At 65.7% G+C, this 20,084-nt stretch carries 17 protein-coding genes and 2 rRNA genes; 9 read left to right on the top strand and 10 right to left on the bottom strand.

Annotation, left to right across the window (positions count from 1 at the left end):
• The 3 genes from WAO18_RS24590 to WAO18_RS24580 form a co-directional block, all read left to right on the top strand.
• A 23S ribosomal RNA gene (locus tag WAO18_RS24590) occupies nucleotides 1–232 on the top strand; the annotation flags it as partial.
• Between the two features lie 63 nt (nucleotides 233–295).
• Nucleotides 296–408 (top strand): 5S ribosomal RNA (rrf, locus tag WAO18_RS24585).
• 309 nt (nucleotides 409–717) lie between these two features.
• Nucleotides 718–1,320, top strand: a complete 603-nt coding sequence (locus WAO18_RS24580; RefSeq protein WP_422208836.1) for a hypothetical protein — start codon at nucleotides 718–720, stop codon at nucleotides 1,318–1,320.
• Nucleotides 1,321–1,340: 20 nt separating this feature from the next.
• Here WAO18_RS24580 and WAO18_RS24575 read toward each other — a convergent pair whose 3' ends face one another.
• The 4 genes from WAO18_RS24575 to WAO18_RS24560 all read right to left on the bottom strand — a co-directional run bounded on the left by WAO18_RS24575 (nucleotide 1,341) and on the right by WAO18_RS24560 (nucleotide 5,667).
• The gene (locus WAO18_RS24575) at nucleotides 1,341–1,838 is read right to left on the bottom strand and encodes a methylated-DNA--[protein]-cysteine S-methyltransferase (protein ID WP_422208835.1); all 498 of its coding nucleotides are present in this window, start codon (nucleotides 1,836–1,838) and stop codon (nucleotides 1,341–1,343) included.
• Nucleotides 1,835–3,331 (bottom strand): DNA-3-methyladenine glycosylase 2 family protein, encoded by a 1,497-nt coding sequence (locus tag WAO18_RS24570; RefSeq protein ID WP_422208834.1) that lies wholly within the window; start codon nucleotides 3,329–3,331, stop codon nucleotides 1,835–1,837. The genes WAO18_RS24575 and WAO18_RS24570 overlap by 4 nt, the downstream gene beginning before the upstream one ends.
• 96 nt (nucleotides 3,332–3,427) lie before the next feature.
• Nucleotides 3,428–5,050, bottom strand: coding sequence for a chloride channel protein (locus tag WAO18_RS24565; protein ID WP_422208833.1), 1,623 nt, complete (start codon nucleotides 5,048–5,050; stop codon nucleotides 3,428–3,430).
• 140 nt (nucleotides 5,051–5,190) lie between these two features.
• The gene (locus WAO18_RS24560; protein ID WP_422208832.1) at nucleotides 5,191–5,667 is read right to left on the bottom strand and encodes a PAS domain-containing protein; all 477 of its coding nucleotides are present in this window, start codon (nucleotides 5,665–5,667) and stop codon (nucleotides 5,191–5,193) included.
• A 94-nt stretch (nucleotides 5,668–5,761) separates the two neighbouring features.
• Here WAO18_RS24560 and WAO18_RS24555 point away from each other — a divergent pair, with 94 nt between their 5' ends.
• Complete coding sequence (locus WAO18_RS24555; protein ID WP_422208831.1) at nucleotides 5,762–6,373, top strand: TetR/AcrR family transcriptional regulator; 612 nt, start codon at nucleotides 5,762–5,764, stop codon at nucleotides 6,371–6,373.
• On the opposite strand, the gene WAO18_RS24550 is transcribed toward WAO18_RS24555, so the two are convergent.
• Nucleotides 6,370–7,977: an adenylate/guanylate cyclase domain-containing protein gene (locus WAO18_RS24550; protein ID WP_422208830.1), complete on the bottom strand. Its 1,608-nt coding sequence runs from the start codon at nucleotides 7,975–7,977 to the stop codon at nucleotides 6,370–6,372. The genes WAO18_RS24555 and WAO18_RS24550 overlap by 4 nt on opposite strands.
• A 49-nt stretch (nucleotides 7,978–8,026) precedes the next feature.
• Between WAO18_RS24550 and nucS the strand changes: the two genes are divergently transcribed.
• Nucleotides 8,027–8,698, top strand: coding sequence for an endonuclease NucS (gene nucS / locus WAO18_RS24545; protein WP_422208829.1), 672 nt, complete (start codon nucleotides 8,027–8,029; stop codon nucleotides 8,696–8,698).
• 22 nt (nucleotides 8,699–8,720) lie between these two features.
• Nucleotides 8,721–9,017 carry a hypothetical protein gene (locus WAO18_RS24540; protein ID WP_422208828.1) on the top strand — a complete coding sequence of 99 codons (297 nt, stop codon included), beginning with the start codon at nucleotides 8,721–8,723 and terminating at the stop codon, nucleotides 9,015–9,017.
• A gap of 13 nt (nucleotides 9,018–9,030) precedes the next feature.
• Here WAO18_RS24540 and mce read toward each other — a convergent pair whose 3' ends face one another.
• Nucleotides 9,031–9,507, bottom strand: a complete 477-nt coding sequence (gene mce / locus WAO18_RS24535) for a methylmalonyl-CoA epimerase (protein ID WP_422208827.1) — start codon at nucleotides 9,505–9,507, stop codon at nucleotides 9,031–9,033.
• Between the two features lie 79 nt (nucleotides 9,508–9,586).
• On the opposite strand from mce, the gene WAO18_RS24530 reads away from it, so the two are divergent.
• Both WAO18_RS24530 and WAO18_RS24525 read left to right on the top strand, forming a co-directional pair.
• Nucleotides 9,587–10,768 (top strand): acetyl-CoA C-acetyltransferase, encoded by a 1,182-nt coding sequence (locus WAO18_RS24530; RefSeq protein ID WP_422208826.1) that lies wholly within the window; start codon nucleotides 9,587–9,589, stop codon nucleotides 10,766–10,768.
• 162 nt (nucleotides 10,769–10,930) lie between these two features.
• Nucleotides 10,931–11,836 (top strand): co-chaperone YbbN, encoded by a 906-nt coding sequence (locus WAO18_RS24525; protein WP_422208825.1) that lies wholly within the window; start codon nucleotides 10,931–10,933, stop codon nucleotides 11,834–11,836.
• Here the strand turns inward: WAO18_RS24525 and glgB are convergent.
• Together glgB and WAO18_RS24515 are read right to left on the bottom strand one after the other, a co-directional pair.
• Nucleotides 11,820–14,033: a 1,4-alpha-glucan branching protein GlgB gene (gene glgB / locus WAO18_RS24520; protein ID WP_422208824.1), complete on the bottom strand. Its 2,214-nt coding sequence runs from the start codon at nucleotides 14,031–14,033 to the stop codon at nucleotides 11,820–11,822. The genes WAO18_RS24525 and glgB overlap by 17 nt on opposite strands.
• Nucleotides 14,034–14,040: 7 nt before the next feature.
• A complete protein-coding gene (locus tag WAO18_RS24515) occupies nucleotides 14,041–16,125 on the bottom strand; it encodes an alpha-1,4-glucan--maltose-1-phosphate maltosyltransferase (protein ID WP_422208823.1) in 2,085 nt (694 codons plus the stop codon).
• 198 nt (nucleotides 16,126–16,323) lie between these two features.
• On the opposite strand from WAO18_RS24515, the gene WAO18_RS24510 reads away from it, so the two are divergent.
• Complete coding sequence (locus WAO18_RS24510) at nucleotides 16,324–18,936, top strand: glycosyltransferase family 1 protein (protein WP_422208822.1); 2,613 nt, start codon at nucleotides 16,324–16,326, stop codon at nucleotides 18,934–18,936.
• Between the two features lie 12 nt (nucleotides 18,937–18,948).
• On the opposite strand, the gene WAO18_RS24505 is transcribed toward WAO18_RS24510, so the two are convergent.
• Both WAO18_RS24505 and WAO18_RS24500 read right to left on the bottom strand, forming a co-directional pair.
• Nucleotides 18,949–19,293, bottom strand: a complete 345-nt coding sequence (locus WAO18_RS24505; RefSeq protein WP_422208821.1) for a hypothetical protein — start codon at nucleotides 19,291–19,293, stop codon at nucleotides 18,949–18,951.
• 65 nt (nucleotides 19,294–19,358) lie between these two features.
• Nucleotides 19,359–20,084: ATP-dependent DNA helicase (locus WAO18_RS24500; RefSeq protein ID WP_422208820.1), on the bottom strand; the 726-nt coding region annotated here is incomplete at its 5' end.

Below are 20,084 nucleotides of genomic sequence, written 5' to 3'. Positions count from 1 at the left end.
GGACGGACGAACCTCTGGTCCACCAGTTGTCCCACCAGGGGCACCGCTGGATAGCCACGTTCGGACAGGATAACCGCTGAAAGCATCTAAGCGGGAAACCCCCTCCAAGACCAGGCTTCTCACCCATCAAGTGGGATAAGGCCCCCCGCAGACCACGGGATCAATAGACCAGACCTACAAGCCCCGCAAGGAGCGCAGGGAACTGGCACTAACCGGCCGAAAACTTACACACACGCAACCACAATCCGCACACACAAACCACTGCACCCCACCACCAATAACACCTCAATAAAGTTACGGCGGCCACAGCGACAGGGAAACGCCCGGACCCATCCCGAACCCGGAAGCTAAGCCTGCCAGCGCCGATGATACTACCCCTCAGGGTGGAAAAGTAGGACACCGCCGAACACACACAACAAGCCCCGTGCCCCCCAAAACCCTTGGGGGGCACGGGCATTTGTGTATTAGGACCTTTTATTGCGGCGACATCGCGCCAGCCGAGCCAGGCGCTGCGCATCTAGAGCGCTGACGCTGTCAGCAAACATTCCGTGGAAAACCGGCAATTGTTGCATTCGGGTCTCGCAGGTCGCGGTAGCGCAACGCTGAGGTTGCAAACAGTTATCCGATCGTGTTGTTGCTGTGACATAAGTACCTTAACGTTATCAAAGTGACATCTGTGCTCTATGTGCATGGAGTGCTAACGGAGGGGAGCTCTACATGACCGCGAGCAAGACGGCCGGCCATCTGCGCCGGCCAACCGAGGGGCGAAGTTCGAGTACCAGCCGTTCCTGGTGGGACCCCTTTGACGTCGTCGCGGTATCCGGGGCAATTCTGCGACCGGTAATCGTCACTGCGACGGTGTTCAGCGCCGTGTTGGCGTCGATTCCCACCGCGCACGCGGATGCGGCCGGTGACCCGATGGCCCCGGTCCTCAACGGCGCCGGCATCGGGAACAACGGCCCGGTCAGCAGCGCCATCGCGCAGATGGGGCAGTCCATCTGCCCCATGCTTGTCAAGCCTGGCGGCAGTCTGGCGAGTGGGGCGGCTCAGATGAGTGGTCACGGCGGTCTGGAAGCACCCATGGCCGGCTTCCTGGCCCAGATGGCAATCCAGTCGCAGTGTCCGGGATGGATAAACTCGGTCGCCAATGGCAACATGCCGTTCCCGCTTCCGGGTTCCGGCGGGGGACTGCCGCTTGGCCTGCCTGGAGGGCCGGCGCCTGGGTTGCCGTTCGGTCTGCCCGGGGCTCCCGCCCCGCAGCCGTTGCTGCCCGGACTGAATCCCGCAGGCGCGCCACCTCGACCGTTCCCTGGTTTCTAGGCTCGCTCGTCGGCCGGCGGTCAGTCGAATAGCGGCAACGTCGGGGAGCTACGTCTCGTCTCCAAGGCGAGCAGTGACCGTTTCCGATCGAGGCCACCGCCGTACCCGGTTAAGCTGCCGCTGGCACCGATGACCCGGTGGCACGGAACAATGATTGCGATTGGGTTGTGGCCGTTCGCCAATCCGACCGCACGAGCCGCACCCGGTGCGCCGATCTGTGCAGCGATCTCGCCGTATGACCGGGTCTCACCGAACGGGATGGTCAGCAGCGCCTGCCAGACTCGCCGCTGAAACTCGGTCCCTCGCAGATCGAGCTCAAGGTCGAAGGCGGTGAGCTCGTCGGCGAAGTACGCGTTGAGTTGGTGCACAGCGTCGTTGAATGCCTTGGGATTTGGCGACCAACCATTGCGGCTCGGTTCGTAGGTTTGATCGACCATCCGCAGATTGGTGAGTACGTTGTCGTGCCCGGCCAGCGTCAATAACCCGATGGGGCTGTCGATGGTGCGGAACTGGGTCATGCGATCTCCTTCACCGGCCAATGGTTTACCGAATGCTCGAGCGTCGTCCATAAATGCTGCGTCGCATAGGAACGCCAGGGGCGCCATCGATGGCTTCGCGCGATCAGCTCTCGCTGATCGGTCGGAAAGCCCAATTGTTCAGCAGCCAAACGTAATCCGAGATCGCTGGCCGGGAATGCGTCGGGATCGCCGAGACCGCGCATGGCGATCACCTCGGCGGTCCACGGCCCGATTCCGGGGACGGCCAGCAGTTGCCGGCGGGCCTCTTCCCAATCGCAGCCGGCGTTGAGCACTACACTGCCGTCGGCAAGCGCGGCGATGAGGCCGGTGACTGTCCGTCGACGCGTGTTCGGCAAGGCCAGGTGCGCCGGATCGATATCACCGAGTTGATCGATCGATGGAAACGTATGCGTCAGGGAGCCGTTGGCGTCGTACACCGGATCGCCGTATGCGGCGACCAATCTGCCGGCATGAGTCCGCGCGGCCTTGATCGACACCTGCTGGCCCAGCACTGTGCGGACGGCCAACTCGGCCTCGTCCACGGTGCGTGGGATGCGCTGCCCGGGGGCTTTCGCTACCGCCGGGGCGAGGGTGGCGTCGGCACTCAATACGTCGATCACGGCGTCCGGGTCGGCGTCCAGGTCGAGAAGTCGCCGGCAGCGCGAGATTGCGGTCGTCAAGTCGCGAAAGTCATCGAGCGTCAGGACGCATCGGACATGATCCGGCGCCGGTGTGAGGCTGGCGATTCCGTTGCCGAACGGTAGCCGCAGGGTCCGCCGATAGGCGCCATCGCGTACCTCTTCGCAGCCGGGCACGACGCTGGCGGCAAGATGACCGAACACTCCTTCGTAGGCGAACGGAACGCGCACGGGCAAGCGCAGCGACACCGTCCCCGGTGATCGCACGTCCGTTGCGGCACGGCCTGGTCGAGCAGTTGCGCGTTTGCGCAACTCCGTCGGAGTGCTGTCACAGACCAGGCGCAGTGTGTCGTTGAATTGGCGGATGCTGGAAAAGCCTGCGGCGAAGGCGATATCGCCGAAGGGTAAATCTGTTGTCTCGATCAGCACCCGCGCGGTCTGGGCGCGTTGCGCCCGAGCCAAGGCGAGCGGGCCGGCACCGGTCTCTGCCTGCAGTAGTCGCTGAAGTTGTCGTGTGGTGTAGCCGAGGCCTGCGGCCAGACCCCCGACACCCTCGCGGTCCACAGTGCCGTCGGCGATCAATCGCATGGCCCGCGCAGCGAGGTCGCCGCGAATGTTCCATTCCGGCGAGCCCGGCGACGCATCTGGTCGGCAGCGTTTGCAGGCCCGGAAGCCAGCGCGTTGCGCGGCGGCCGCCGTGGGATAGAACCGCACATTACGGGCGAACGGTGGTCGCACCGGACAGCTGGGCCGGCAATATATCCCGGTGGTCCGCACAGCGGTGACGAACCAGCCGTCGAACCGGGCGTCCTTGGATTGGACGGCTCGGTAACACCGGTCGAAGTCTTCGTGCACGGTTCGACACTTACACCCGGCCACCGACATTTCTAGCGGGAAAGCGACATCGTGGTGGTGGTGGTGGTGGGCCGCGATGGCGTCAGCTTTGCGGCCTCACTCCGGTGCAGGCGGCGGCTGCGGCGTCGGATCGCCGGCGATGGGCCGCTGGCGGGCGAAGGCAACAAAGTGCCGAGTCCGCAGCGTGTCTTCATTCAGGTCGTGCAGCCGGGCGACGAGGAGGTCGTCCATGGTCACGTGACCCAGTTCGCTGCCGTCCGGCGACACCACCCGCAACGGCCGCCCGCCTGCCTCGGCCAGGACGTTGGCCGCATGCCGCAACGTGTCGCGAATGCCGACTGTGCCTCCAACGGGAACCATCGGCGCCGCGGGACGCATCACCTCTTCAACGAAGAAGGCCTCCAGCGGATCGGTGGTGTAGTCACACGTCAGATGCAGTCCGCGCCGGGCGATCTTCTCGGTCAGAATCGAGCGATCGAGAATCAGCACCGATGCCGCATAAGCCGTGAACGACGCGATGATCAGAGGAAACAGCGCGGGCCAGGCGTGGGTGAGTTCGAGCGTGAAGACGATTCCGGTAAGCGGCGCGCGCATCGCAGCCCCGACGACGGCGGCTAGTCCCAGCAGCGCCCAGAACCCCGGGAATACGACCGGGAACCAGTGTCCGACAAGGGCTCCCAGCGCTCCGCCGATCATGAACAGCGGTGCCAGCACACCACCGGAGGTACCCGACCCCAGCGACAAAGACCAGATCGCCGTTTTCACGATGAGGATCCCGACGACGAGCGACAGCGTGGCGTGGCCGGTCAGCAGCGCACCGATCACGTCGTAACCGACGCCGAGCGCGCGCGGCTGGATGAGCCCACCGATGCCGATCACCAGTCCGCCGATGGCGGGCCACCACATCCAGTGAAAGGGCAGACGTGAGAACGCATCTTCGGAGGCATACACCAGCCGGGTCGCGATGATCGCGATCGCGGCACCGCACACACCGGTGACGAACGCCAACAGGTCGATGTTCCAAGCAATGTGCGTGACGTGCTGGGTCACCGGGAACACCGGGTCGCTGCCGAGGATGAAGGAGCGCACGATCGTCGCGACTGCAACCGCAGTCGTGGCTGGCACGGTACTGCGGGGCCGCCACTCGAACAGCAAAAGCTCGACGGCCAGCAGGATGGATGCCAACGGGGAATTGAACGTCGCCGCCATACCGCCTGCCGCGCCGGACACCAACAGGATCTTGCGCTCGTCAGCGGTCAGGTGAAGGTGCTGGGCGAGAATCGAACCGAGCGCCCCGCCGGTCATGATGATCGGACCCTCGGCGCCGAATGGACCGCCGGTGCCGATGCTGATCGCCGCTGAAACAGGTTTCAACACAGCGACTTTCGGCTCAACCCGGCTTCCCTGGGTAAGAATGGCCTCGATCGCCTCGGGCATTCCGTGCCCGCGAATCTTCTCCGATCCGAGCCGCGCCATCACGCCGACCACCAGGCCGCCGGCGACAGGAGCGCCCAGCACCAGCCACCACGGATGATGTTGCGCCCCCGGGGCTACCAGATCGGCTGCCCACCGTTGATAGAAGACGAGGTTGGTGACCAGCCCGATCAGGCGCAGCAGGCACCATGCCGCGCCCGCTGCCAGCGCGCCGATGGGGACGGCGAGCGCTGCTATGGCCAGCATCCGGCGATCGACGACGAAGTCCGCCAACCGCGTGCTCACGATCGAACCCCGTCACGGTCGCGCACGGTGTACGGGCCCAGCCGTCGCGTCAAGCTAAATGATCCGACAGGCCTGGCGGGGAGAACGTCGACCATTTGGGCAGTATCGCGCACCCCATCTGGAGGTCTTCTGCGGGACCCTCAGAAGTCGGCGGCGAGCTCTGGCTCGCCGGGCAACAGGTCGTCATCGGGTGATGTGTCCCAAGCGATTTCGGTCAAATCGGTGAATACGACGACGGCCAATTGCTCATCTTCGCGGATCAGTACCGAGTCGCTGATCAATGTCGGCATGGTCCAGCCGTCTGCATGGAGCAGTCGGATGACCGAATTGGCGTGCTCGCGTAGCACTGCGACAACGCCGGAATCCGTGGGGGCGATGCACGCCACCAGGGACTGCGCCGTCATTTCCTCCAGCTCTTCGCGGGAGTATCCGACCATCGCAGCGAACGCGTCGTTGGCGAACGCAATGTCGCCGCGGTCATCGACAGCCAGGATGGGGACGGGGAGTCGGCCGAGGGCGAGCAGCGCCGGGAAGTCGCGAAGGAATTCGGTCGCCGACTCGTCGCGCGGGCGACCACGGCGTTTGTCGGCGACTGCAGACACCAATGGAGAGCTCATACGCGAGTCTCCCTTCCGGGGATCCCACAGAGACACCCTACGGTGAGAGAGTACTTACTTACTACTCAGCTTGCAATCGAGTACGGTGACCTGCGTGCAAACGGCGGACTCCTCGAGTCGTGATCGGCTGCTCGATACCGCGCTCGCGCTTTTCGCCCGCCGCGGTTACGCCGCAACCTCGACCGCCGAGATTCAAAAGGCGTGCGGAATGTCGCCTGGATCTGGGGCGCTGTACCGGCATTTCCGCAGCAAAAGCGACGTGCTGCGGGCCGCGCTGCGCCGTGGCCTGGATCGGATGCGGACCTCGCCGGCCTGGCGGCAGGCCACCACGCCGACCGAACGATCGGACGCTCTGGCCAGTGTCGCCGAGGCGGCACAGCGGACGATTACCGACAACGCCGACCTCATCCGGTTGATGCTGCACGAACCCGATGCCGCGCGGGACATGGTCGACGAATTGTGGGTGCATAACCTCGTGCTCGCGCACCAGATCATGGGGCAGGCATTGCGGGCCAGCGCCGAAGATGCCGGAAGCGAGATCGAGGACCCCGAGGCGATCAGCGCGGTGTTGCTGGCCGCACTGAGTTATGTGCCGGTGATAGAAGTTCTGCTCGGTCGCCCGCCCGGCGACATGGATCCCGATCGTTTCCGGGCTGCCTGGCTCCGGCTCAGCCGTGCCGTGTTCACCTACGGCGTTCCGGACTAGACCGGCGTCGCCAACTGCGTCGGCTGTTCATGGCCGCGCAGCGTCACAGTGTCGCCCAACGACCAGCGGGCCTGCTCGTCGTCGCTGGCAGCGTTGATGGCGCCCGAGGATGCCAGCAATCGGCTCGGCTCGTTCTTGGCCAACTCGCATAGCCGGGCCGCCTCATTGACCGGCTCGCCGATGACCGTGTACTCGAATCTTTCCTTCGCACCGACATTCCCGGCGACGGCGTTACCGGCCGTGACCCCGATGCCGGCCTTGCACTCCGGCACCTCGCTGTCGAGACGACGGGCGATGGCACGCGCGGCGCCGAGGGCCTGGTCTTCCGGTCGCTCGAGATGGTTAGGAGCGCCGAAAACCGCCAGCACCGCATCTCCTTCGAATTTGTTGACCAATCCCTGGTGACGGTCGACCTCCTCGACGATCACCGCGAAGAACCGGTTGAGTAGCTGCACAACCTCAGCGGCCGGCCGGCTCGTCACCAGATGTGTCGAGCCGATGACATCGATGAAAACCACTGCGACATGGCGCTCTTCGCCTCCGAGCTGCGGCTTGTCGCGCTCGGCGGCGGCAGCGACTTCGCGTCCCACGTGACGGCCGAACAGGTCACGCACCCGCTCGCGCTCGCGCAAGCCGTCGACCATCGAGTTGAATCCGCGCTGCAGCTCACCGAGTTCGGTGCCGTCGAACACCACCAAGTCACCGCGCAGATCGCCGTCTTCCACCCGCTTGAGCGCGGCCCGGACCACCCGCACTGGCGTTGCGGTGAGCCAGGCCAGAATCCACATCAGCACGAAGCCGAAAATCAGTGCTGCTGTCGATATCACCAAAACGGCGATCGCCAACTGAGTCTTGCTCAAATTGTCCAGCAGCAAGCCGCCCAGCAGTGCGGTGACGATGATGCCGAGCACCGGAACGCCAGACCCGAGCAACCACACCGTCAGCGTTCGGCCCATGATCCCGGGGGCCAATCGCCGTGGCGCCCGTCCCGCCTCGAGTGCCTGGGCCGCCACGGGGCGAAGCGCGAACTCGGTGAACAGGTAACACGCGGTGGACACCAAGATGCCGCAGACGCTGACGCAGAAACCGACGATCGGAATAAAGGTGCTGTCATGCAAGCCATACAGCGTGGTCAGCAATCCGGTGCCGAGGACCCACAGCAGGAGGACCCCGAACGCCAGCCAGAACGGCGCCGTAAACGTGGCGCGTTCATCGGCGGGGGTGGGCTCGTGCTCCTCGATCGCCCATCGCAGGGCGGCAATGGTCCGATGGGTGATCAGAGAGATGCCGAGTCCCAGCGCGACCACACAATAGGCCGGTATGACGCCGAAGGTGATCCAGAGCGGCGCGTCGCTGAAGATGCTCGGAGTGGGAAACGCGACGGTCAGCAGCAGTGCCGCAACGGCGATCCCGATCAGGTTCGCCCCAACGATGAAGATGGTCAGGATGAGCTGGATACGCACCCGCCGACGAGCCTGACTCTCCGAGACCCGTCCCAGCAACCAGGACCCGTAGGCCGGGGTTTCCGACAGCCGACCACTCTGCCGAGTGACTACTTCGAGCAGCCGACCCAGGCGTTGCGCGACTGTCCTGGTGGCCATCATGGTGGCGTCAGCCTAATTGCTTCGGCCGCCCATGCTTAAGGTGAGTCGCGTGCGCCTCGTCATCGCCCGCTGCACTGTGGACTACGTCGGACGTCTCACCGCTCATCTGCCCTCCGCGCGCCGTTTGCTGTTGTTCAAGGCGGACGGCTCGGTGAGTGTGCACGCCGACGATCGCGCCTACAAGCCGCTGAACTGGATGAGCCCGCCGTGTTGGTTCACCGAGGAGGTCGGCGGCGATGTGCCCGTCTGGGTGGTGCAGAACAAGGCCGGCGAGCAACTCCGCATCACCGTCGAGGACATCGAGCACGACTCCAGCCATGAGCTCGGGGTCGATCCCGGCCTGGTCAAAGACGGCGTCGAAGCCCATTTGCAAGTGTTGCTCGCCGAGCACGTCGAGCTGCTCGGAGCCGGATACACCCTGGTGCGCCGCGAGTACATGACGCCGATCGGGCCGGTCGACCTGTTGTGTCGCGACGAGCAGGGGCGCTCAGTCGCGGTAGAGATCAAACGCCGCGGCGAAATCGACGGCGTCGAGCAGCTCACCCGTTACCTGGAGTTGCTCAACCGGGACAGCCTGCTGGCGCCGGTCAGCGGAGTGTTCGCCGCACAGCAGATTAAGCCGCAGGCGAAAACTTTAGCGACCGATCGCGGAATACGTTGTCTGACACTGGATTACGACCAAATGCGCGGCATGGATTCCGACGAGTTCAGGTTGTTCTGAACTGGCTCATTAGACTGCTGCTATGGCTCGGCGCCGCAGTTCACCGCGTGGGCAGCAGTCTTTTCGGCCGCTGCCGGCCCCGCGCCGGGTTGAGACCGGACCGGATGGCCATGACTACGAGGTGCGACCGGTAGCCGCCGCGCGGGCGCTCAAGACTTATCGCTGCCCGGGCTGTGATCACGAAATACGCTCGGGCACAGCCCATGTAGTGGTGTGGCTAGCCGATTTCGGCGAGGTCGCCGTCGAAGACCGACGGCACTGGCACACGCCGTGCTGGGCCAATCGAGCTACCCGCGGGCCGACCAGAAAGTGGTCGTGAAAGTCGGCGCGCGTCAGTCCGCGTCGGCGGCCGGTTCGACCAATTCGATCAGGACGCCGCCGGCGTCTTTGGGGTGGATGAAGTTGATCCGCGAGTTCGCTGTGCCGCGCCGGGGCGCGTCGTATAGCAGGCGGATTCCCTGCTCGCGCAGGCGCTCGCTCAGGGCGTCCAGGTCGCTGACCCGATACGCCAACTGCTGGATGCCGGGACCACGCTTGTCGAGGAATTTCGCGATCGGCGACGAGTCGTCGATCGGGGCCATCAGCTGAACCTGCGCGCTGCCGACGGCCGCGCCGCGCACCGACAGCATCGCTTCGCGAATTCCCTGATCGTCGTTGACTTCCTCGTGCAGGACGATCATGCCGAGGTGGTCGTGGTACCACGCGATCGCCGCGTCGAGGTCGGGGACCGCGATGCCGACATGGTCGACTGCCGTCACCAGAGCGGTGCTGAGTACTCGACGGGTGTCAACTTGATCGGTGGTCATCACGTAACGGTAACCTGACGGGAAAGAATCCGCTTCTCCCGATCTTCTCGATCGGCTGTTGAACCCCGCTCTGGAGGTAGTCATGACGACATCGGTGATCGTTGCTGGAGCACGCACGCCGGTCGGCAAGCTGATGGGCTCGCTGAAGGACTTCAGCGCCAGCGATCTGGGCGCCATCGCGATCAAGGGCGCTCTGGAGAAAGCCAACGTGCCGGCCTCGCTGGTCGAGTACGTGATCATGGGCCAGGTGCTGACCGCGGGGGCCGGCCAGATGCCGGCGCGGCAATCGGCCGTCGACGCCGGCATCGGCTGGGACGTGCCGGCGCTGACCATCAACAAGATGTGTCTGTCCGGGATCGACGCCATCGCCCTGGCTGACCAGCTCATTCGTGCCGGCGAGTTCGACGTCGTGGTGGCCGGCGGTCAGGAGTCCATGACCAAGGCGCCGCACCTGCTGATCGACAGCCGTTCCGGCTACAAGTACGGCGACGTGACGGTGCGAGACCACATGGCCTACGACGGCCTGCACGACGTGTTCACCGACCAGCCGATGGGTGCGCTCACCGAGCAGCGCAACGACGTCGACAAGTTCACCCGCCTGCAGCAGGACGAATTCGCCGCACGATCGCACCAGAAGGCTGCCGCGGCCTGGAAGGACGGCGTGTACGCCGACGAGGTCGTGCCGGTCAGCATTCCGCAGCGCAAGGGCGATCCGCTGCAGTTCTCCGAGGACGAGGGCATCCGGGCGAATACCACCGCCGAATCGCTGGCCGGTCTCAAGCCGGCTTTCCGCAAAGACGGCACGATTACCGCCGGTTCGGCGTCGCAGATCTCCGACGGCGCGGCCGCGGTCGTCGTGATGAACAAGGACAAGGCCATCGAGCTGGGCCTGACCTGGCTGGTCGAGATCGGCGCACACGGCGTGGTGGCCGGCCCGGACTCGACACTGCAGTCGCAGCCCGCCAACGCGATCAAGAAGGCGATCGACCGCGAAGGTATCTCCATCGACCAGCTCGACGTGGTGGAGATCAACGAGGCGTTCTCTGCGGTGGCACTGGCTTCGACGCAGGAACTTGGCATTGATCCCGAGATCGTCAACGTCAACGGTGGCGCTATCGCGATCGGGCACCCGATCGGCATGTCAGGTGCTCGGATCACCCTGCACGTGGCGCTCGAGTTGGCCCGGCGAGGTTCTGGGTACGGCGTTGCTGCATTGTGCGGCGCGGGTGGTCAGGGCGACGCGCTGATCCTGCGCGCCGGCTAGTTACCGGCCAGTACGGTTTCTCGCACTCGGATCGATCGCCACGCCGGAAAGTTTGCTGGCACCCCGATCGGATCTGCGCGTCAACAGTGTGTGTGACGTTGGTCATACGGTGGGCTGAACCGCGTGAAACGCGATCGAGGGCTGCGTGCCAGACTTGATCCCGTGAGCCGTCCTCGACCTCCTATCGGGCCCGCGTTGACCGGCGGCGCGGTCGACCTCTCCGCCCTCAAGCAACCCCCGCCCCCCGCCGGCGAGACGCACGGGGAAGGGCCGGTGGCCGCCGCCGGCATTGAGGTCAACGAGACCAACTTCGAACAAGAAGTGCTGCTGCGCTCCAACGAGGTGCCGGTGGTTGTCCTGCTGTGGTCACCGCGCAGCGATGTCTGCCTCCAGCTGGCCGACATCTTGTCCGGCCTGGCCGCCGCTGACGGCGGCAAGTGGTTACTGGCCAGCGTCAACGTCGACGTGGCGCCGCGGGTAGCGCAGATCTTCGGCGTCGAAGTGGTCCCAACCGTCGTGGCTTTGGCTGCCGGACAACCGCTTTCCAGCTTTCAGGGCATGCAGCCGCCGGAGCAGTTACGCCGCTGGATCGATTCGCTGCTGTCGGCGACCGCTGGAAAACTCGGCGGCGCAGCCGATTCCGACGAGCCGGACGAAGTCGATCCGGCGCTGGCGCAAGCTCGCCAGCAGCTCGAGGACAGTGATCTCGGGGCAGCGCTCGACTCGTATCAGGCGATCCTGGATGCCGACCCGAACCATGCCGAAGCCAAAGGCGCGGTACGCCAAATCGCGTTTCTGATGCGGGCGACCGCGCATCCGCCGGATGCGGTGGCCGTCGCCGATGCCGCGCCGGATGACATCGAGGCGGCATTCGGTGCCGCCGACGTCCAGATCCTCAGCCAAGATGTGGAAGGCGCGTTCGGCCGTCTGGTCGCTTTGGTGCGCCGGACCGGGGGCGACGAGCGGACGGCCGTGCGCACGCGGCTGATCGAGCTCTTCGAGCTGTTCGATCCGGCCGACCCGGAGGTCATAGCGGGGCGACGCAATCTCGCTAACGCGTTGTACTAGCCGGATTTTCAGGTTCCAGCCACAGTGCTGACATCGGCGGCAACGCCAGCACCGCCGATGCCGGGCGACCGTGCCACGGCGCCTCGGTCGCGTCGACGCCGCCCAGGTTGCCGATCCCCGCGCCGTTGTAGTCGGTCGCGTCGGTGTTGAGCACCTCGCGCCACCGCCCGGCGCTGGGCAGGCCGAGACGATAGCCGCTGTGCTCGGCGCCGGCGAAGTTGAACACGCAGGCCATCACCGAGCCGTCGCTGCCGTATCGCAGAAAACTCAGCACGTTGTTGGCGGAGTCGTTGGCGTCGATCCACGAGTAGCCCTCGGGCTTGATGTCCTGGCTCCACAGCGCCGAAGAACTGCGGTAGATCGAGTTGAGATCGTTTACCAGACGTGAGATCCCGGTCGAGAAGCTGTTCTCGTCGAGTTGGAACCAGTCGACACCGCGTTCCTCGGACCACTCGGCGCGCTGCCCGAATTCCTGACCCATGAACAGCAGTTGCTTGCCCGGGTGTGCCCATTGGTAGGCCAGCAGGCTCCGCAGCCCGGCCGCCTTGACATGGTCGTTGCCCGGCATCCGGCCCCACAGCGTGCCCTTGCCGTGCACGACCTCGTCGTGGCTGATCGGCAGCACGAAGTTCTCGCTGAATGCGTAGAGCATCGAGAACGTGATCGCGTGGTGGTGATAGCTGCGGTACACCGGATCGCGGCCGATGTAGTCGAGCGTGTCGTGCATCCAGCCCATGTTCCACTTCATCGAGAAGCCCAGGCCGCCAACGGTAGTCGGCCTGGTAACCCCCGGCCACGACGTCGACTCCTCGGCGATGGTGACGATCCCCGGCGCTGCCTTGTGGGCGGTGGCGTTCATCTCCTGGAGGAACTGCACGGCCTCCAGATTTTCGCGGCCGCCGTAGATGTTCGGTGTCCAGCCGCCTTCCGGCCGTGAGTAGTCGAGGTAGAGCATCGACGCGACGGCGTCCACCCGCAAGCCGTCGATGTGGTACTGCTCGAGCCAGTACAGCGCGTTGGCCACCAGGAAATTGCGGACCTCGGCCCGGCCGAAGTCGAAAACATAAGTGCCCCAGTCGAGTTGCTCGCCCCGGCGGGGGTCGGAGTGCTCGTAGAGCGGTGTGCCGTCGAAGCGGCCGAGCGCCCAGGCGTCCTTGGGGAAGTGGGCCGGCACCCAGTCCACGATGACGCCGATACCGGCCTGGTGCAGCGCATCGATCAGAGCACGCAGCTCATCGGGCGTGCCGAATCGGGACGACGGCGCATAGTAGGAGGTCACCTGATAACCCCAGGAGCCCCCGAATGGGTGCTCCGCGACCGGCAGCATCTCGACGTGGGTAAATCCGTGCGCCAGAACGTAATCCGTCAGCTCACGGGCGAGCTCACGATAGGACAAGCCGGGTCGCCACGAGCCGAGGTGCACTTCGTAGGTGCTCATCGGCTCGAACACCGCATTGCACTTGGCGCGGGCCGTCATCCAGGCGTCGTCACCCCAGCGGTAGTCGCTCACGTTCACCCGTGAGGCGGTCTGCGGCGGCACCTCGGTAGCGAACGCCATCGGGTCGGCACGGTCGGTGATCGAGCCGTCGGCGCCGTGCACCCGGAACTTGTACAGGCCGTCGCGCGGGAAATCGGGCCAGAACAACTCCCACACGCCCGACGAGCCGAGCACCCGCATCGGTGCCTCGTTACCGTTCCAGCCGTTGAATTCCGCGATCAGGCTGACGCCTTTGGCGTTGGGTGCCCACACCGCAAATGACACACCCTCGACCTCGCCGTCCGCAGTGGTGAACGAACGTGGATGCGCGCCAAGGACTTCCCACAGCCGTTCGTGGCGGCCCTCGTTGAACAGATGCAGGTCGACCTCACCCAGGGTCGGAAGGAAGCGGTAAGCATCGGCCAGGATGCGTGGTCCGTCGTCGTAGAGCACCTCGAGGCGGTAGTCGATGAGGTTGACGAACGGCAGCGCCACCGCGAACAAGCCGGAGTCGATGTGCTGCAACGGGAACCGGTCGGCGCCGACGAGCGCGACCACGTTGGTGGCGTGCGGCCGGAAGGCCCGGATGACGGTGTGATCGCCGTATTCGTGGGCGCCCAGGATGCCGTGCGGGTTGTGGTGCTCGCCGGCCACCAGCCGGGCCAGGTCACTGGGCTCTGGCGCCAGGTGGGGCTTGGCGAGTTGGTCAGTGGATTTCATCGCGGCGTCACCTCCGGCGCAGCAGCGTGGTTCGTGATTCGGACGGTATGAGCGGCATGTTGATGATGTGAGCGACGGCGTGGCCCGGATCGATGCGCACGTAGTTAGCCGCCCCCCATTGGTATTCCTCGCCGGTTATCTCGTCTCGCACCCAAAACCGCTCATGGTGTTCCATACCCAATGCGGGCATGTCCAACCACAATGTCCCTTCCTCCGGCCCAAACGCGTCCAGCGTCACCACCACCAGCACGCAGTCGCCGGTGGCCGGGTCGAACTTGCTGTAGGCCAGCAACGCGTCGTTGTCGATGGCATGGAATGTGATGTTGCGCAGCTGCTGAAGGGCGGGATGCAGCTTACGAATGCTGTTGAGCCGGGCGATGAATGGCTCCAGCGATCGTCCGGCCGTGAGCGCGCCGGCGAAGTCGCGCGGCCGCAGCTCGTATTTCTCCGAGTCGAGGTACTCCTCGCTGCCCTCGGCGACGGCGTGGCCCTCGAACAGCTCGTAGCCGGAATACACGCCCCAGGTGGGGCTCATGGTCGAGGCCAGCACGGCACGTATGGCGAACATGCCGGGCCCGTTGTGTTGCAGGCTCGCGTGCAGGATGTCGGGGGTGTTGACGAACAGATTGGGTCGCCGGTAATCGGCGATTTCCGGTATCTGCTGGCCGAATTCGGTGAGCTCCCACTTCGACGTGCGCCAGGTGAAGTAGGTGTAGGACTGGGTGAATCCGAGCTTGGCGAGGCCGTACTGCCGGGCCGGGGGAGTGAACGCCTCAGACAGGAACAGCACGTCTGGATCAGCCGCTTTGACCTGAGCGATCAGCCAGGCCCAGAAGTTGGGCGGCTTGGTGTGTGGATTGTCGACGCGAAAGACCTTGACCCCGTGGTCCATCCAGAATCGCACCACACGCAGCACTTCGTCGTACAGGCCGGCGGGATCGTTGTCGAAGTTGATCGGGTAGATGTCCTGGTATTTCTTGGGCGGGTTTTCGGCGTAGGCGATTGTGCCGTCCGGCAACTCGGTGAACCACTCGCGGTGGTGGGTGGCCCACGGGTGATCCGGCGCGCATTGCAGCGCCAAGTCCAGCGCGACCTCCATGCCGAGGTCCTCGACCGCGGCCACGAACTTGTCGAAGTCGGCAATGGTGCCCAGCTGCGGATGCACCGCGTCGTGGCCGCCCTCATCGCTGCCGATAGCCCACGGCGATCCAACGTCGCCGGGCACCGCGGTGGCGGTGTTGTTGCGGCCCTTGCGATGGATCTTGCCGATCGGGTGGATCGGCGGCAGGTACACGACGTCGAAGCCCATCTGCGCGATGCGCGGCAGCGCCGCCGCCGCGGTGGCAAACGTGCCGTGCACGGGATCGCCGTCGGCGTCCCAGCCGCCGGTCGAGCGCGGGAACATCTCGTACCAGGACCCAAAGCGGGCGAGCGGCCGGTCGACCCACACCCCGTACTGCTCGCCGCGGGTGACCAGTTCGCGTAGCGGAAAGTCGGTCAGTAGCTGGTCGACCTCGGGGGTCAGAGCGAGCGCGACCCGCGAAACCGGATCGCCGGGAGCCGCTAGGGCGGCCGCGGCCGCCAGCAACGGCCCGCGCCCGCTGCGCGGAACCCCGGTGGCGGCGCGTTCCAACAACCGCGCCCCGGTCAGCAGGTCATTGGACAGTTCGCTCTCGCCCTGGCCGGCGTCCAGCTTGGCTTCGATGGCGTGCCGCCAGGTGTGAATCGGGTCGCCCCAACCGTCCACCCGGTACGTCCAGAGCCCGACGGCGTCCGGAGTGAACGCGCCGTGAAAAAAATACGGCTCGCCGCCCGGCGTCATCGGCAGGTGCAGCGGCTTGACCGGGACGAACGGTTCGGCGGCGGGTTTGGCCATCGCGGGCGCCTGCACCGCCTTGACCCGTCGTGTTTCGCCCATCTGCGGGTAGCGCGGTCCCAGGTAGCGCACCACCAGAGTCGCCGCCACCGCGTCGTGGCCTTCACGCCACACTGACGCGCGAACCGGAATCACCTCATCGACGACGGCTTTTGCTGGGTATGCGCCGCATGACACCACAGGCGCGACGTCATCGATCTCGACACGACCGGGCACTGCTACTCCTTTGCGAGTCGCTAGTCGGTTGTCGTTCTGGGCGCGGTCGATTCCGCTACCTGTGCGTCTTCGGCTGGCTTTTCTTTCCCAAGCCCTGTGCGCCCAATACCCACCGTAGTGTCGAGCCACACCCGAGGTCGGGTTGAGCGGGTCGTTCCGGAGGCGAAACCTGCCCCGGCGTCAGTAAGGTAGTGACGCGTGAAAGCCCTCCGTCGGTTCACGGTTCGTGCCCATCTGCCGGAACGCCTGGCGGCGCTCGAGCAGCTGTCGATCAACCTGCGATGGTCGTGGGACAAACCGACGCAGGAGCTCTTCGAGGCGATCGATCCGGCGCTGTGGAGCCAGTGCGGTCGCGATCCGGTTGCCTTGCTGGGCGCGGTGAAACCGGCCCGGCTCGACGACCTGGCCCTCGACGGCGGGTTCCTTGATCGGCTGGATGAGTTGGCGGCCGAACTCAACGACTATTTGAACCGTCCGCTGTGGTACCAGCAGCAGCAGAACAACGGCACCCCCATGCCCAATGGCATCGCTTACTTCTCGATGGAGTTCGGTGTCGCCGAGGTGCTGCCGAATTACTCCGGCGGTTTGGGGATCCTGGCCGGCGACCATCTCAAAGCCGCCTCAGATCTGGGGTTACCGCTGACCGCGGTAGGGCTGTATTACCGCTCCGGTTACTTTCGGCAGTCGCTGACCGCCGACGGCTGGCAGCACGAGACCTACCCTGCGTTGGATCCGCAGGGGTTGCCGCTGCGGCTGCTCACCGACGGCACGGGCACGCCCGCACTTGTTGAGCTTGCGCTGCCGGACTCCGACCGGCTGCGGGCCCGGATCTGGGTGGCCCAAGTCGGCCGGGTGCCGCTGCTGTTGCTGGATTCCGACATCCCGGAGAACGAGCACGACATGCGCGGGGTCACCGATCGCCTGTACGGCGGCGACCAAGAACACCGGATGCAGCAGGAGATCCTCGCCGGGATCGGCGGTATCCGGGCGGTCCGTGCGTACACCGCGATCGAAGGCCTGCCGGCGCCCGAGGTGTACCACATGAACGAGGGGCACGCCGGATTCCTCGGCGCCGAACGGATCCGTGAACTCGTCGACGCCGGCTTGGATTTCGATACCGCACTGACCGTGGTGCGCTCCAGCACGGTGTTCACCACGCACACTCCGGTGCCCGCCGGGATCGACCGGTTTCCTCTTGCGATGGTGCAGCGGTATTTCGCCGGCAACACCGCAGACGGCGCGGGCGTCGCCGCCGGGTCGGTGCTGCTGCCGGGCGTGCCGGTGGCCAGGATCGTCGCGCTGGGTGCCGAGGACGATCCGGAGAAATTCAACATGGCCCACATGGGTCTGCGGCTTGCCCAGCGCGCCAACGGTGTTTCGCTGTTGCACGGTCAGGTGAGCCGGGCGATGTTCAACGAGCTGTGGCCGGGTTTCGACCCCGGCGAGGTGCCGATCGGGTCGATCACCAACGGCGTTCATGCGCGCACCTGGGCGGCACCGCAGTGGTTGGAGCTGGGCCGCGAATTGCTCGGATCGGACTCGTTCAGCGACCCGGGCGTCTGGCTGCGGGTCAATGAGGTCGACGCGGGTCACCTGTGGTGGATCCGGTCGCAGCTGCGGGCTCTGCTGGTCGAGGACGTCCGCGCGCGGCTGCATCGCTCCTGGCTGGAACGTGGTGCGCCAGAGGGCGAATTAGGTTGGATAGCAACCGCATTCGACCCCAACGTGCTGACCATCGGGTTCGCCCGCCGGGTGCCGACGTACAAGCGTCTGACGCTGATGCTGCGCGACCCGGACCGGCTGGAACGGCTGCTGCTCGATGAGGAACGGCCGATCCAGCTGATTGTCGCCGGCAAGTCTCACCCCGCCGACGACGGCGGCAAGGCGCTGATCCAGCAGGTGGTGCAGTTCGCCGACCGGCCCGAGGTGCGTCACCGGATCGCGTTCCTGCCCGACTACGACATGTCAATGGCCCGGCTGCTGTATTGGGGCTGCGACGTCTGGCTGAACAACCCGCTGCGGCCGTTAGAGGCTTGCGGCACTTCGGGAATGAAGAGCGCACTCAACGGCGGACTGAACCTGTCGATCCTCGACGGGTGGTGGGACGAGTGGTACGACGGCGAGAACGGCTGGGCAATCCCGTCGGCCTCCGGGGTCGCCGATGAGCAACGCCGCGACGACCTGGAAGCGGCCGCACTCTACGACCTGTTGCAGAAATCCGTCGCGCCGAGGTTCTACGAACGCGACGAGCACGGAACTCCGCGCCGCTGGATCGAAATGGTCCGTCACACATTGCAGACGCTGGGCCCGAAAGTGTTGGCCTCGAGGATGGTTCGCGACTACACCGAGGGCTACTACCTGCCGGCCGCCGAGTCGCTGCGCCGGACGGTCGCCGTCGACGGCGAGGGCCAGGCCGCGTTCGATCCGGCCCGCGAGCTGGCGGCATATCGTCGTCGCGTATTCGAGGAGTGGCCGCACATCCGCATCACCGATGTCGACAGCACCGGTTTGCCGGACACCCCGATCCTCGGGTCCAAGCTGACCCTGACCGCGACCGTGCAGTTGGCCGGGCTGCGACCCGACGAGGTCACGGTCCAGGCGGTGGTCGGCAGGGTGGACACCGGCGATGCGCTGGTGGATCCGGCGACCGTCGACATGCCCTACACCGGCACCGCGGCCGGCGGCGATCACATCTTCTCGACGACGACGCCGTTGCCGGTTGCCGGTTCAGTCGGCTACACCGTGCGCGTGCTGCCGCATCATCCGATGCTGGCTTCGGGGGCCGAATTGGGTCTGGTCACACTGGCCTGATCTTGGTGCGCCTCAACAGAACTCGAGGTTGACACCCCACTGCCCGTACGCGCGATAAGGCGGGGAGTCTTGGGCGGGGCCGACTTTCGGGTTCCAGTACGTCACGATGAACGGGCCACCCAAGCCTTGATGGGCGTCGACGATCCGGCCTTCACCACCGCTTTCCGGGTTGAACCGCGACCAACTGATCGACTGCAACGACGGCGGCATGCTCGGCGTGCAGCCACGCTGCACCCGGTTATAGATCGCCGTCACAGCTTGTTCTGCATCGGCTTGATCACCGGGGTAGGCGTGCGCCACAGGGGCGCACGCGATGCCGACTGTCAGCAGGGCCGGAACCGCTAGAAATCTGTTCATCGGGGTGGCTCCTTCTACGCGCAGTTGCCGGTGATCTCTTTTCGGCAGTGTGCTCCGTGCACACGTCACGCCGGCGGGGTTTCGCCTGCACTCCGCAGTCGAGTCAGCGCCGCCCGTACCGCCGCGGCGTCGGTGGTCGGCCAGAACGGAGGCAGCGACGCGCGCAGATAGCCGCCGTATCGGGCGGTGGCCATCCGCGAGTCCAGTACCGCGACCACGCCCCGGTCGTCGATGCCCCGCAGCAACCGCCCGGCTCCTTGCGCGAGTAGCAGCGCGGCGTGGCTGGCCGCGACGGCCATGAAGCCGTTGCCACCACCCGCGGCGACCGCCCGCTGCCGGGCGGACAGCAGCGGATCGTCGGGCCGCGGGAACGGAATCCGGTCGATGATGACCAACGACAACGACGGGCCGGGCACGTCGACGCCCTGCCACAGCGACAACGTGCCGAACAGCGAGGTCGCCGGGTCCGCGGTGAACTGTTCGACAAGCGCGGCGGTGCTGTCGTCGCCCTGACACAACACCGGCGTCGGTAGCCGTTCGGCCATCGCGTCGGCGGCGGCCCGGGCGGCCCGCATCGACGAGAACAACCCGAGCGTTCGCCCACCCGCCGCGGTGACGAGTTCGGCGATCTCGGTCAGCTGCTCGGCCGAGCCGGTGCCCTCGCGGCCCGGCGGCGGCAGATGGGCTGCGACGTACAGGATTCCGGCTTTGCCGTGCTCGAACGGTGACCCGACGTCGATTCCGCGCCAAGGCATTTCGGTATCAGCCAGCCCCCACGCTTTGGCCATCGC

This window comes from Mycobacterium sp. (assembly GCF_049278535.1).
Lineage (GTDB): Bacteria > Actinomycetota > Actinomycetes > Mycobacteriales > Mycobacteriaceae > Mycobacterium.
Note: the sequence above shows the minus strand (reverse complement) of the source record. Positions and strands in the feature narration are given on the sequence as shown.